The organism is Niabella agricola, from assembly GCF_021538615.1.
In the GTDB taxonomy this organism is placed as follows: domain Bacteria; phylum Bacteroidota; class Bacteroidia; order Chitinophagales; family Chitinophagaceae; genus Niabella; species Niabella agricola.
This window is the reverse complement of sequence record NZ_JAJHIZ010000003.1, coordinates 4,506,456-4,519,422: the sequence shown is the minus strand read 5'-3', so window position 1 is coordinate 4,519,422 and position 12,967 is coordinate 4,506,456. Positions and strand designations below refer to the sequence as shown.

Here is a 12,967-nt window from a genome sequence, read left to right as displayed (position 1 = left end):
CGCTGAGGCGGCCTTGCCTTACGTGTTGAAGTTCTTCCCCATTGCGTTAAAAATTCCCCATGTATGCGCATATTAACGAAGAGCACTCCTTTAGATGATGATGATTACAACGCCATTAAGGGTGCTGCAGTCATCCCCTGTTGGTATAGTTCTTGTTTTTCATTAAACGGGGCTTGTTCGAAGTTTGCTTTGTATAGCATTTTTTCTTACTTAAATACATTTTTTATGTTACGTTGGACCATCACATTTTTAGTTATTGCGGTTATTGCAGCAATATTGGGCTTTACAGGAGTGGCCGCGGCTTTTGCAGGCATTGCAAAAGTGCTATTCGTTATTTTCCTGATTCTTTTTATACTGTCCTTTTTTATGGGAAAAAGAAATGTCCCGTAACCCTGTTACTATAAAGAAACAAAGCATCCGCGGCATTTTAAACCATGCGCAATATTTTTCATCACCACACAGTTTTCCATTTATGTAAAGATGTATTACATTGGAACATCAGGCTATAGTTATCCTTATTGGAAAGGCAGGTTTTATCCGGATCAACTGCCGGCGTCTAAATGGCTGCAATACTATGCAACTCAATTTAACACACTCGAACTAAATCATACTTTCTACCGGTTTCCAACCGTAGCGTCCTTAATAAAATCGGCGAACCTGACACCACCTGATTTTCTGTTTTCTGTAAAAGCACCTAAGGTTATTACACATATAAAGCGACTGACGGGTGTTGCGGATACGATACAGGAATTCATGGAGGTTATACAAGCGGCGCTGGGCAACAAACTAAGCAGTGTGCTGTACCAAATGCCTCCTTCCTATACATTTTCGGAAGAACGATTAACAAATGTGGCGGAACAATTATCTCTGGATAACCGGAATGTAATTGAGTTCCGCCATGTTTCCTGGTGGCGGCAGGAAGTATTTGATCTTCTTTGCAAACACCGCATCAATTTCTGCAGTGTCAGCTATCCGGGCCTTCCCGCCGGCAATATGATTACCGGTAACTTTTTGTACCGCCGGATGCATGGTGTACCCGATTTGTTTCAGTCGTCCTATTCTGAAAAAGAACTGGTACAGCTATATCAGGAACTACCCGCAGGAAAAGACGCATTTATATTCTTCAACAATACCACTTTTGAAAGCGGGTATACCAATGCTTATTTTTTAAAGCAGTTAGCCATTCAGCATAACGCCAAGAAATAGGAATCGCCATACCGGGCATCGTCTGCAACAAAACGATTACAAGTTTCCCGGTATGGTATTTGGCAGATTCATCAAAGCACCTTAAAATATTTTATATGAAGATTCTGATACTGATGATTGCAACAGTCCTGCTGGGAAGCTGCAACACACCGTCAAAAGACGCTTCTGGTCAAACAGACAGCATAAATGGAATGGTTACAAGTCCGGATACCAACACCACCACACCAGGCACGCAGCAACACGAAGCCCACGACACCAGCACCTGGGAAGGCGCACCTAATGATTCCGGCCGGTAGTGGAAGCATTACTAAAGAAGTGAGGCTTTATATGATTGGTCTTTTTCGCTCGGATCCTTGATAAAAAAAATGCTCCCCGAAGGGAGCACCTGTTTTTTGCGGTGAGGGCGGGATTCGAACCCGCGGTACAGTTTAACCCGTACGGCAGTTTAGCAAACTACTGATTTCAGCCACTCATCCACCTCACCGGGCTGAATCCCCTTTCAGGGGTTGCAAAAATATAGAAACTCAACTATATAAACTAAAAATTGTGCGCAAATTCATGAAAAATATCTCAAAAAAAATCTGACAGCTTACATGGCAGCCAGTTGCACTTTCTGGTGCAATTCCAATACATTTTCACGAAAAACGGCGTCAGTATCCATCAGGTCTTTTACTGTCTGACAGGAGTGAATCACCGTTGTATGATCCCTTCCTCCAAAATGCTCCCCAATGGTTTTCAGACTATTCTTGGTAAACGACTTGGCAAGGTACATCGTGATCTGGCGGGCCTGTACAATTTCCCGTTTACGGGTTTTTTGCAGCAATTTGTCGTAGGGCACGTTAAAATAATCGCAAACCATTTTCTGAATGGTATCGATGGTAATTTCCTTACTGGAAGATTTGATGAAGTTGCGCAATACCTTTTTGGCCAGATCCAGGTCTATTTCCCTCCGGTTGAGAGAAGATTGGGCCAGCAATGAGATCAGCGCGCCCTCCAGCTCCCGTACATTACTGTTAATATTATAGGCAATGTATTTCACCACTTCCTTGGGCATTTCCAGCCCATCGGCCTTCATCTTCCGTTCCAGGATCTCGATACGGGTTTCATAATCAGGAATCTGGAGATCTGCGCTCAGCCCCCACCTGAAGCGGCTCAGCAGGCGTTCCTGTACCCCTTCCAGGTCCTTGGGCGACTTATCAGAAGTAAGGATCAGCTGTTTTCCTGACTGATGCAGGTGATTGAAGATGGCAAAAAATGCATCCTGTGATTTTTCGGCCTTGCTAAAGAACTGTACATCATCCACGATCAGCACGTCGATCAGCTGATAAAAATGAATAAAATCATTGATCGCATTGTTCCGGCTATGATCCATAAACTGGTTAATAAATTTTTCGGAACTTACATACAGAACGATCTTATTGGGATGCGTTTTCTTTACCTCATTGCCAATGGCCTGCACCAGATGGGTTTTTCCCAGTCCTACCCCCCCATATACCACCAGCGGATTGAACGAGTTGGCCCCGGGTTTTTCTGCCACCGTTTTACCGGCGCGGCGGGCCACACGGTTACAGTCGCCCTCAATATAAGCATCAAACGTATAGTTGACGTTCAACTGGGGGTCAATCTGCATTTTTTTAATGCCGGGGATGACAAAAGGATTCTTTACAGGATTATTGATCACGAGCGGAAAATCCATTTCGTTATTGGAATAGGTTTTATACCCCGTTCCTGTAACATCCATCGTCAGCGGTTTATTCTTACTGTTTCCGCTGTCGACCATGATGCGATATTCAAGGCGGGCTTCTTTCCCCAACTCACGCTTCAATGTCTTTGCCAATAAATTTACGTAATGTTCTTCAAGATACTCAAAAAAGAATTGGCTGGGGACCTGGATCACCAGCACATTATTTTTTAATGAAATTGCTTTAATCGGTTCAAACCAGGTTTTATAGTGCTGCCACTCCACAATGTCTTTAATAATCTTTAAACAATTCGACCAGATTTTTTCGACATTTTTCTCCATCAGAAGTTACCAAGTTTATTGATGCATTTACGATAATGTTTCTCCTAAAAGTCCAGCAAAAAACCATCTTCTCATAACGATAAAAAAAGTTTCGCGGGACAGCGAATATCCACATTTATTCAACATAAAAAAAATTTAATCTTCTATTTTTTTTACGTATCGCACAAAAAAGATTTTTTCCGATTGTTTCTTGAATTTTTTTCAATTAAACCACTAAAAATATAAATAACCCCGCTTCGATAAAACGGAACAGGCACCCATGGCTTGCTTAACAATTAAGCTGCAGCAGCAACTGCCAAAAAGGCTGAAACCCTTTACTGTAAAGGGTTTCAGCCTTTTAATGTTCTTTTTCACTATTCCGCTCTCCCTGGAAGCTCTATACCGGTACCGGCATTGAAGGACAGCAAAGCGCTGAATACAGCAAAAAAATTATTTAGCTTTCGTCTTTGTTTTTACGGGCGCTTTTGCAACCGTTTTCGCAGGTGCTTTGGGCGCTGTATTCGACTCTGCTTTAGGCTCTGACTTGGGCTTTGCCTTGGCTTTATCAACAGGCTTTTTCTTAGCCCCTTTAAGGGCCTCATCAATGGCCTGGCTAAGGAGTGCATAGGTTGCTTTTCCTTTTACCATTTGACCGTTTACAAAAAAAGTAGGCACTTCTTTTACGCCCAGGTCGATGCCATATTTCAGATCATCCTGAACCTGCCATCCATAGGTGCCGTTTACCAGCTCTTCTAAAAAATTTTTATTGTTTACACCCGCTTCTTTGGAATGTAATTTTAAACTGGTGGTGCCCAGGTTTCTTCTATTTTGAAACAGCACATTGTGCATTTCCCAAAACTTACCTTCCTGCGCGGCGGCAATTGCAGACTCGGCTGCTTTCAAACTTCTCTGATGAATTCTTGTTTGAGGAAAGTGACGAAAATTAAGTTTTACTTTGCCTTCGTAATTTTCTAAAATCTGTTTTACGATTTCATTGGCCCGGGCACACTCCTCACTTTCATATTCTCCAAATTCCATCAATACTACAGGCGCTTCTTTCTTGCCCACAAATATGTCCTTCGGCTCAATAATTTCTTCAGATTCTTTCTTCAGACTCATACAATTTTAAAATTTTTCTGGTTTGGAAGGGCGGCGTGATTTTTAAACTTTTAAAAATCAATACATAAATACAACAAATATCTCAAAAAAGCGGTTGAAGATAATTTTTTTTTTCTGGTTACAAACTTTTTCTTTGAGGGAAGAAATAACCATACACAACAATATGATTATCAACACATAAAAACTCAGATCGAATTCATTTTTTTCAGCACTGTTTTCCGGCCGCGGGCCATTCCCTAAAAGCAATATAAACAACCACGCGCAGGCGCGACCAATCGTTCGTTCGCAGCCGGGCTCCGGCAGTTGTCTAAAAAAAATGAAGGTGTCTCAAAAGTCCGTCATTTCGAGCGTAACGTAGTGAAGCCGAGAAATCTCCTATATTTAATTTCCTAATGAGATTTCTCCTCCCGATAGCAATCGGGACCGCTTTGCTTCAGTCGAAATGACGGTTTTGGAGTTTTGAGACACCCTCATCTGTTCTTCTTCCTGTTAGAATTTATTTTTCATTCCTAAAAACCACGGTATTATCAAATACATCTACCAATACCGGTTTGGTCCGGTCAAGATCACCCTGCAGGATCCGTTTGCTCAACTGATTGACGATTTCCTTTTGGATCAGCCGTTTCAGCGGCCGCGCTCCAAACTGTGGATCGTACCCCTGATCTGCCAAAAATTCCAGCGCATAATTGCTAAATTCCAGCTGAATGCCATTCTGAGCCACCAGTTTCTTCAACGCTTCCAGCTGTATCTTTACAATATCCACAATGTCTTTTTTCAGCAACGGGTGGAACATGATAATCTCATCAACCCGGTTCAGGAACTCGGGGCGGATGGTTTCTCTTAATAAACTCATCACCTCCGTTTTTGCTTTTTCGGTTGCTTCATCTATATTCTTCTCGCTTACATCGTCAAATGCATGCTGTATAATATGACTACCGATATTGCTGGTCATAATGATGATGGTATTCTTAAAGTTCACCACGCGCCCCTTGTTGTCGGTCAGGCGCCCGTCGTCCAATACCTGCAGCAATACATTCCACACATCCGGATGTGCTTTTTCAATCTCATCCAGCAGCACCACGCTGTACGGTTTCCGCCGCACCGCTTCGGTTAGCTGCCCCCCTTCATCATATCCTACATAACCGGGAGGTGCTCCCACCAAACGGCTAACCGTATGTTTTTCCTGGTACTCGCTCATATCGATGCGGGTCATCATACTTTCATCATCAAAAAGAAATTCCGCCAGCGCTTTTGCCAGTTCTGTTTTCCCCACACCGGTGGTCCCCAGGAAAATAAAAGAACCGATCGGTTTGCGCGGGTCCTGTAAACCGGCCCGGCTTCTGCGTACGGCATCGGCTACTGCAATAATCGCTTCATCCTGGCCTACCACCCGCTGATGCAGGTGCGCTTCCAGGTTCAGCAGCCGTTCTTTATCACTCTGCATCATCTTGGTTACCGGGATGCCGGTAGCCTTGGCAATGCTTTCCGCAATATCCTCCGCATCCACTTCTTCTTTCAGCAAACGGCTTTCCGCAGTATCATTTAGTTCTTTGGTAAACCGAACAATATTGGCCTCTTCTTCCTTTATTTTGCCATACCGGATCTCCGCCACCCGGCCGTAATCGCCGTTGCGTTCTGCTTTTTCCGCTTCCACCTTATAGTCTTCAATCTTCGCTTTACCGGCCTGTATCTTTTCCACCAGTTCTTTTTCTTCCTGCCATTTAGCTTTGAGCGTATCTCGTTCTACAGACAGGTTGGCAATATCTGTATTGAGTTGCTTTAATTTTTCATCGTCATTTTCACGCTTAATCGCCTCCCGTTCTATCTCCAGCTGGCGGATATGCCGGTTCAACCGGTCCAGCTCCTCCGGCATGGAGTTCATTTCCAGGCGCAGTTTGGCGGCACTCTCATCCACCAGGTCAATGGCCTTATCCGGCAGGTAACGATCGGTAATATACCGGTGCGACAATTCCACAGCCGCAATGATGGCCTCATCTTTAATGCGTACGTGGTGGTGGGTTTCATATTTGTCTTTTAACCCGCGTAAAATAGAAATGGCATCATCTACGGATGGCTCATCTACAATGACCTTTTGAAAACGCCGTTCCAGTGCCTTATCTTTCTCAAAAAACTTTTGATATTCGTTTAATGTAGTAGCGCCCACGGCTCTCAGCTCTCCACGTGCCAGGGCCGGTTTCAGGATATTGGCAGCATCCATCGCTCCTTCCCCGCCACCGGCGCCCACAAGGGTGTGAATCTCATCAATAAACAAAATAATCTCCCCGTCGCTTCCGCTCACTTCTTTTACCACTCCTTTCAACCGCTCTTCAAATTCGCCCTTGTACTTAGCCCCGGCAATCAGCAACCCCATATCCAGTGCATAAATCACTTTTGATTTCAGGTTTTCCGGCACATCGCCATTGATGATCCGGTGTGCCAATCCTTCCACAATTGCAGTTTTACCTACACCCGGTTCTCCTACAAGGATCGGATTATTCTTGGTACGACGGCTTAAAATATGGAGGGTACGACGGATTTCTTCGTCACGACCAATAACAGGGTCCAGCTTTCCCTGGCGGGCCAACTCATTCAGGTTCTTTGCATATTTATTCAATGCATTGAATTCCTGCGACTGTGTTTGAGACGAAACAGTTTCCCCCTTTCGCAGATCCTTGATTGCGATGACGAGGCCCTTCTCCGTCAGGCCGGCGTCTTTCAGCAGTTTTGCCGTAGCATCGCTGCCCTGTACGATGGCCAGTAACAGGTGCTCTGGAGTAATAAATTCGTCGTTGAATTGTTTTAAAGAGGCTCCGGCCCTTAACACCACATTATTGGCGTCGCGGCTGATCTGCTGCGCCGGCTCGCCATTGGTAACCGGCAATTTTTTGATGAGCTCATCCAGCTTGTTATGTACCAAGTTCAGGGTTACGTTGTTTTTCTTCAACAGAAACTCCACCGGCGAATCTTCCTGTTCCAGCAATGCCTTTAAAATATGCTCTACTTCTATATTCGGATTTTTAGCATTAAAGGCCAACTGTTGGGCCTGTTGAAATGCCTCTGCTGCTTTAATTGTAAAATTTCCCAGATTCATAATTTGTATTGTTAGTGATCACAAATTGCTGATTTTGGATTCTGAATGCCGCGCACCCAGGATCAGCTCTTGTGACCGGTATTAAGATAGCAAATCAAAATCCAAGCCGTTTTTTATGGAAATTTTGTCAGGAAAACAACTTTCAAACTGACTATAATGCAGTCAAAATAAATGTTTTATGAAATTTTAGCAGGAATCTCACAGGTCGGCTACCGCCGCCGTTTTTGATACCGCCTATTTAAAATTTTAGTCCTTATAAATATAGATTTCTGTTTTACCATCGTTTGTAATGGCCGCACGGTACATACCGGCTGTATTAAAAGGCATCGCCGCATTCCCGTTCTGGTCCAGGGCAATTAAACCGCCATCTCCGCCCAATGCGCCAATCTTTTTCATGACGGCTTCGCCTGCTGCTGCAACCGGCATGTTTTGATACTCCATCAGGGCCGACAGATCGTAGGCAGCAACGCTGCGTATAAAATACTCACCCCAGCCGGTACAGGAAACAGCAGCCGTCTGGTTCTTTGCATAGGTGCCGGCGCCAATCACCGGGCTGTCACCAATCCTTCCAAATTTTTTATTGGTCATACCGCCGGTGGAAGTGCCTGCCGCCAGGTTCCCTTCCTGATCCAAAGCTACAGCACCTACTGTTCCCAATTTATAATCGGGGTAGCCGGTACCCTGGTAACTATGATCCGGTTTGCTCTTCCGGGCATCTTCCCGGATCGCTCTCTGTAATCCCTGCCAGCGTTCCTCTGTATAAAAATACCGGGGATCTACGATCGTTAATCCGCATTCTCTTGCAAAAAGTTCGGCTCCCCTTCCAGCCATCATTACGTGTTCCGACCGCTCCATTACCGCTTTTGCCGCGTCAATAGGATTTTTGATGACGGTTACGCCTGCCACGGCGCCGGCCTTTCCTGTTTTACCATCCATAATGGAAGCATCCAGTTCATTTTTGCCATCGTGGGTAAATACGGCGCCCCTTCCGGCGTTGAACAACGAATCATCTTCCAGCACGCGGATTGCAGCCTGCACGGCCTCCGGCGCCGGCCGACCCGACTTTATTGCTGTATATCCTGCCTTCAGGGCCTTCTCCAGCGCCAGCCGATAGTTTTTTTCTTTCGCCGGCGACATTTTTTCACGCAGGATGGTGCCGGCCCCGCCGTGAATCAGCAGCACATACCGGCCCTGGTTCAATAACTCCTGGCCATTTACCAGCTGCCCGCCTGCCGCACACAGGAAACACACAGCCAGCAGCACAAACATCTGCGTCCTCTTCATAAACCTGTTTTAACCAAACAAATTTAACGGTTAATTTAATAATTTTACCCCGGTGAATCCGATCGTACAGCATACACAGCTTATTAAACAATACAGCAGGAAACTGGGCTTTGACTACTGCGGTATCGCAAAAGCGGTACAGCTGGACGAGGATGCCCGCAAGCTGGAACAATGGCTGTCAAAAGGAATGCATGGCCGGATGCAGTACATGGAAAATCATTTTGATCTGAGAGTTAATCCTGCAAAGCTGGTGCCTGGAGCCCAATCCGTTATCACGCTGCTGATGAATTATTACCCGCCGCAGTTACAGCAAACCGACGGCCCACGGGTTTCGAAATATGCATACGGCCAGGATTATCATGAGGTGATCCGGGCAAGGCTGAACGCCCTGTTACAATATATCCGGGAACAGATTGGTGAAGTGAACGGACGGGGCTTTGTAGACTCTGCCCCGGTGCTTGAACGAACCTGGGCCCGGAGAAGCGGGCTGGGATGGATTGGAAAAAACGGTAACCTGCTGGTGAAGGGTGCCGGATCTTTCTATTTTATCGCTACGCTTATTACAGATCTTCCATTAGAATATGATGATCCTTACAGCAACGATTTCTGCGGTAGCTGTACCAAATGCCTCGACGCCTGCCCCACCGGAGCCATCCTTCCCGGCAAAGTGGTAGATGGCAGCAAATGCATTTCCTATTTTACCATTGAATTAAAAGAAGCGCTGATACCGGATGAAGTAAAAGGACAGTTTCAGGATTGGGTATTTGGCTGTGATGCCTGCCAGGATGTGTGCCCCTGGAACCGGTTCAGTACACCTCACCAGCAGGAAGCGTTTATGCCGCTGCCGGAGATCCTGAATTTGTCCACCAGGGAATGGGAACAATTTTCAGAAGAGCAATTCCGCAAGGTGTTCAAACATTCTCCTATCAAACGTACCAAGCTCAAGGGTCTTCAGCGCAACCTGGAGTTTATTAAAAACTAGAAGATTTCTGCCACAAAGGCTCTAGGACGCTGAGAAACGCGAGGGACTCTATTTCCATTCTTTATGCTACTTTATGCCTTCGGCCTTTGTGGTTCCGGCTATTTGTGTGCCTGTTCTTTTAATTGCCTTAATCCCTGTTCCATGATGCGGCCATAGGAACCATCGAGCAGCAGACCCGAGAAGCGCTCCCAGGGATACCATTTAAAGTCAAACTCCATATAATTCTGAAGGGTCAGTGAATCTGAATGCGCATAGCGGATCAGTTTCCAGCTATTGCGCACCGGTTGTTCTCCTTTCTTCATCAGGACCGTTACCAGCGAATCGGTACGATTGATCACCCGCAGTTGAACATTCTTTACGGTAGCCCCGGTCACGCTGCCGTTTACTACCACGGTGTCTTTCAGTTCGAGTGTGTCAAACCCCGGGTACCAGTTTTTCCATTTCGCCAGATCACTCACCTGGTTCAGCACAGCGTCATCTCCCGCATACAGGTTCACTGCCCTGGATACCCGCACATGCGAAGGCAATAAGAGCGTTACCCCCGTAATGGCCAGTAAAAGGATCGCCACACTGAAAATCAAAAGTTTTATATATTTCATGTACTAAAAATCAATGCGCTGAAATAGTAGATTTATCCGGCAATATTAGCGATAAAAAATCAAACCTTTTGTTGATCACGTTGAGCTGTTTTTAGTTTCCATTTCATAAAAGGCTTTTCAACAACAACAAAATAAGTCGCACCTGCCAGGCCCACCGCCAGCAAACAAAGCAGCAGCTTTATAAAAAAATCGGCGTAGAAATTATCAAAAAAAGGAGTCAGCAGCCGCAATCTATTCATAACAAAAACCATTACAGGGTAATGTATCATGTAAATTGAATAACACATCCCCCCTATAATAGCAATGGACGGAACCGACAATATTTTTACCCAGACTTTTGAATGGATGACAGTTAAAAAAAAGGCCATTAACAGGAAAGGAAGGATCATCGCCTCCCGGGTAACCGTGCTTGTCCAGAAAAGCAAAAAGAAAACAGTTGCCAGCAGGTCGAATACAACACTGCCCTGTCTTCGCGTGGTAAGATAAATATCAAGCACAAAAAAACCGGCCAGAAAGAATTGGAGGTAATTTATAATACTTAAAAAGGGCATCCTATACAAGCTGTTGAACACAGAAAACACCAGTATGGCTGCAAGCAGTATAAGGCGCCTGTATAAGGGTTTTAGCTTAAATACCGCTACCAAAAGCGGAGCCAACAGATAAAACTGCACTTCGATTTCAAGCGACCAGAAAACAAAATTTAAAAACGAATGCGATTTATACACAATATCGTGCACATAAAAAAAAGAAGCAACATAATGGGGAAACAGGGCTTCAAAACTGAAATTGTGCAGTAGGTACACATTCAGAATAAACAGAAGTGTCAGCAACAAAAGGTAAGGTGGCTCTAAACGGGTCAGGCGTCTCAGGTAATAATTCTTAAGTCCCCGAAGTGGCATTTTCCCCATATATCCCCTGGCAAAAGGCATTCCCAGAATAAACCCGCTGATCATAAAAAAAAGCAACACCGACGTATCTGCATTTCCAATGATGCTTGCCAGGTGTATGTTCTTATAAAGCGCTGTATCCGAAATCTTAAAAGCATGTGCTTCATAAAAATCAACCGTGTGTACCAATACTACAGGAAGGATGGCAAAAAAACGCAGCCCGTCTATAAATGGCAAATATCGCGTAGCACTCGTAACCCGGCGCAATTTATCGAAAAGCATTATTTCAAATTACAGGCTTTACAAACGGCGCATTTTCCCTTATTCAGCCACAGATCCCTTTCAGAAAGCACAGGATCTGAGTGATCGATCACCTTGTCTCTCCTGCCCATCGCCTTATAAATCAGATTTTTTCTTTTTATGGCATCCGACAATAAATACCGGGCGGCCCGCAAAGGAGTACGTTTTAAATACTCTTTTGTATTGGGATACCGGCTGAGCAGGCGTACACAATAGTTTTCAATTTCATAGCGTATGGCATCCGCATGATACACATAAATCTCGGCGCCATATCCGATGATGATGGCATCGCCTCCCCATTCATGGTCCATGGAGTGGTTCAATACCTGGCTACCGACATCAATCAGCAAATTAATATCCCCCTGAGGCTGTTGCTGCCAGCTGAATGTGGGAGTTTCTCCTCTGAAATCGATGGTAAGCACCGGATCATCCGGCATATCCGTTACCCTAACAGCGAACCGGATACGCTTCCGGATATCGGTTGGTATAATATATGCTTTCTCTACAATATGGCGCTTTAGCTTTTCCTTCAGCGCCGCAGACTGGCCGGCCGCCATGCTTTTTCTTGTGCGCTTCTCCTCAATTTCTTTTTTATAATCGTTATCTACCGTATCCAGTAGCTGCCTGGCAACAGCATGATATCTTGACCGTTTAAAGAAGTTGCAGCCTTCAAACACGTCACCGGGATATGCTTCGATAATCTTTGTATCGCAATCCGGATGCTCCTGCTCAAATAAGGGTGCTATCTCATAACGGGGGAATTTAGCCCGATTGATCCATCGTTGATGGTCATCTAAAAGAATAAAATCGCTTGCAAACGGCACAGCCATCCTGGGCCGGAGGCCGGCAACAATCTTACAAAAATTATTTACAAAAAAGCGCTCCCTTGTTTGGGCGATCTCCTCGTCGTCTTTCGTTTCAAAGTGCACGGTGTTCGGAAAATACGAGGCCCCGCCATAGCTGGAAAATACATAATCGGGTGCCGGCCATCGTTGTTTTATTTTTTTTAGAAAATAACCGATCATCGATTGGGAGGCCGAAGGCAGGGCATCGTTAATATTCACCAGGACGGTATCCCCGCTTTCAATCACCATCACATTATCCAGATTATTGGCCAGGTAGGTCACCTTTACCTGCCCGTCTAATACAATTGTCCGCTCATTAAACGCCTCCTTTACATGTGTAAATCCCAGGTCATTAAAAAAGGTCTTTGTTCCTCCGTACCAGGAATAGGGATAAAGAATTGCAGCCTGTTTATTGATCATTTGCAGGCTCCCCGCATGCAAATGATCTTCGTGTCCGTGCGAATACAAAACATAATTGGCATCAGCAATTAACTCCGGATGGGTCGCCTTTGGAAATAAATGCCACTGGTTACAATATGCCGTATCTTTTACCCAGGGATCGGTAACTAGTTTTAGCCCGTTTACTTCAATAAGCAGTGTAGCATGACTAATATAGGTAATTTTCATTTTGTACTATTCCTGCTACGAATAT

General features: G+C 45.0%; 11 protein-coding genes and 1 tRNA gene. 4 read left to right on the top strand and 8 right to left on the bottom strand.

What is annotated here, in order from left to right; all coding sequences use genetic code 11:
* The first annotated feature begins 63 nt into the window (after positions 1-63).
* The 3 genes from LL912_RS26355 to LL912_RS24105 all read left to right on the top strand — a co-directional run bounded on the left by LL912_RS26355 (position 64) and on the right by LL912_RS24105 (position 1,502).
* The gene (locus LL912_RS26355; protein ID WP_455011050.1) at positions 64-390 is read left to right on the top strand and encodes a DUF1328 domain-containing protein; all 327 of its coding nucleotides are present in this window, start codon (positions 64-66) and stop codon (positions 388-390) included.
* 90 nt (positions 391-480) lie between these two features.
* Entirely contained in the window at positions 481-1,206 is a 726-nt protein-coding gene (locus LL912_RS24110) for a DUF72 domain-containing protein (RefSeq protein ID WP_235556191.1), read from the top strand.
* A gap of 95 nt (positions 1,207-1,301) precedes the next feature.
* A complete protein-coding gene (locus tag LL912_RS24105; RefSeq protein WP_235556190.1) occupies positions 1,302-1,502 on the top strand; it encodes a hypothetical protein in 201 nt (66 codons plus the stop codon).
* 99 nt (positions 1,503-1,601) lie between these two features.
* Here the strand turns inward: LL912_RS24105 and LL912_RS24100 are convergent.
* The 5 genes from LL912_RS24100 to LL912_RS24080 form a co-directional block, all read right to left on the bottom strand.
* A tRNA-Ser gene (locus LL912_RS24100) sits at positions 1,602-1,690 on the bottom strand.
* Positions 1,691-1,795: 105 nt separating this feature from the next.
* A complete protein-coding gene (dnaA, locus tag LL912_RS24095; protein ID WP_235556189.1) occupies positions 1,796-3,229 on the bottom strand; it encodes a chromosomal replication initiator protein DnaA in 1,434 nt (477 codons plus the stop codon).
* A gap of 429 nt (positions 3,230-3,658) precedes the next feature.
* Positions 3,659-4,327 (bottom strand): DsbA family protein, encoded by a 669-nt coding sequence (locus LL912_RS24090; RefSeq protein WP_235556188.1) that lies wholly within the window; start codon positions 4,325-4,327, stop codon positions 3,659-3,661.
* A gap of 496 nt (positions 4,328-4,823) precedes the next feature.
* Entirely contained in the window at positions 4,824-7,418 is a 2,595-nt protein-coding gene (gene clpB / locus LL912_RS24085) for an ATP-dependent chaperone ClpB (RefSeq protein WP_235556187.1), read from the bottom strand.
* Positions 7,419-7,664: 246 nt separating this feature from the next.
* Complete coding sequence (locus tag LL912_RS24080; protein ID WP_235556186.1) at positions 7,665-8,702, bottom strand: isoaspartyl peptidase/L-asparaginase family protein; 1,038 nt, start codon at positions 8,700-8,702, stop codon at positions 7,665-7,667.
* Between the two features lie 52 nt (positions 8,703-8,754).
* Here LL912_RS24080 and queG point away from each other — a divergent pair, with 52 nt between their 5' ends.
* A complete protein-coding gene (queG, locus tag LL912_RS24075) occupies positions 8,755-9,684 on the top strand; it encodes a tRNA epoxyqueuosine(34) reductase QueG (RefSeq protein ID WP_235556185.1) in 930 nt (309 codons plus the stop codon).
* Between the two features lie 98 nt (positions 9,685-9,782).
* Here queG and LL912_RS24070 read toward each other — a convergent pair whose 3' ends face one another.
* The 3 genes from LL912_RS24070 to LL912_RS24060 are packed head-to-tail and all read right to left on the bottom strand — an operon-like array spanning position 9,783 to position 12,942.
* Positions 9,783-10,283, bottom strand: coding sequence for an SRPBCC family protein (locus LL912_RS24070; RefSeq protein ID WP_235556184.1), 501 nt, complete (start codon positions 10,281-10,283; stop codon positions 9,783-9,785).
* 59 nt (positions 10,284-10,342) lie between these two features.
* Complete coding sequence (locus LL912_RS24065) at positions 10,343-11,452, bottom strand: acyltransferase family protein (protein ID WP_235556183.1); 1,110 nt, start codon at positions 11,450-11,452, stop codon at positions 10,343-10,345.
* Positions 11,452-12,942 carry an MBL fold metallo-hydrolase gene (locus LL912_RS24060; RefSeq protein ID WP_235556182.1) on the bottom strand — a complete coding sequence of 497 codons (1,491 nt, stop codon included), beginning with the start codon at positions 12,940-12,942 and terminating at the stop codon, positions 11,452-11,454. The genes LL912_RS24065 and LL912_RS24060 overlap by 1 nt, the downstream gene beginning before the upstream one ends.
* Positions 12,943-12,967: the final 25 nt, after the last annotated feature.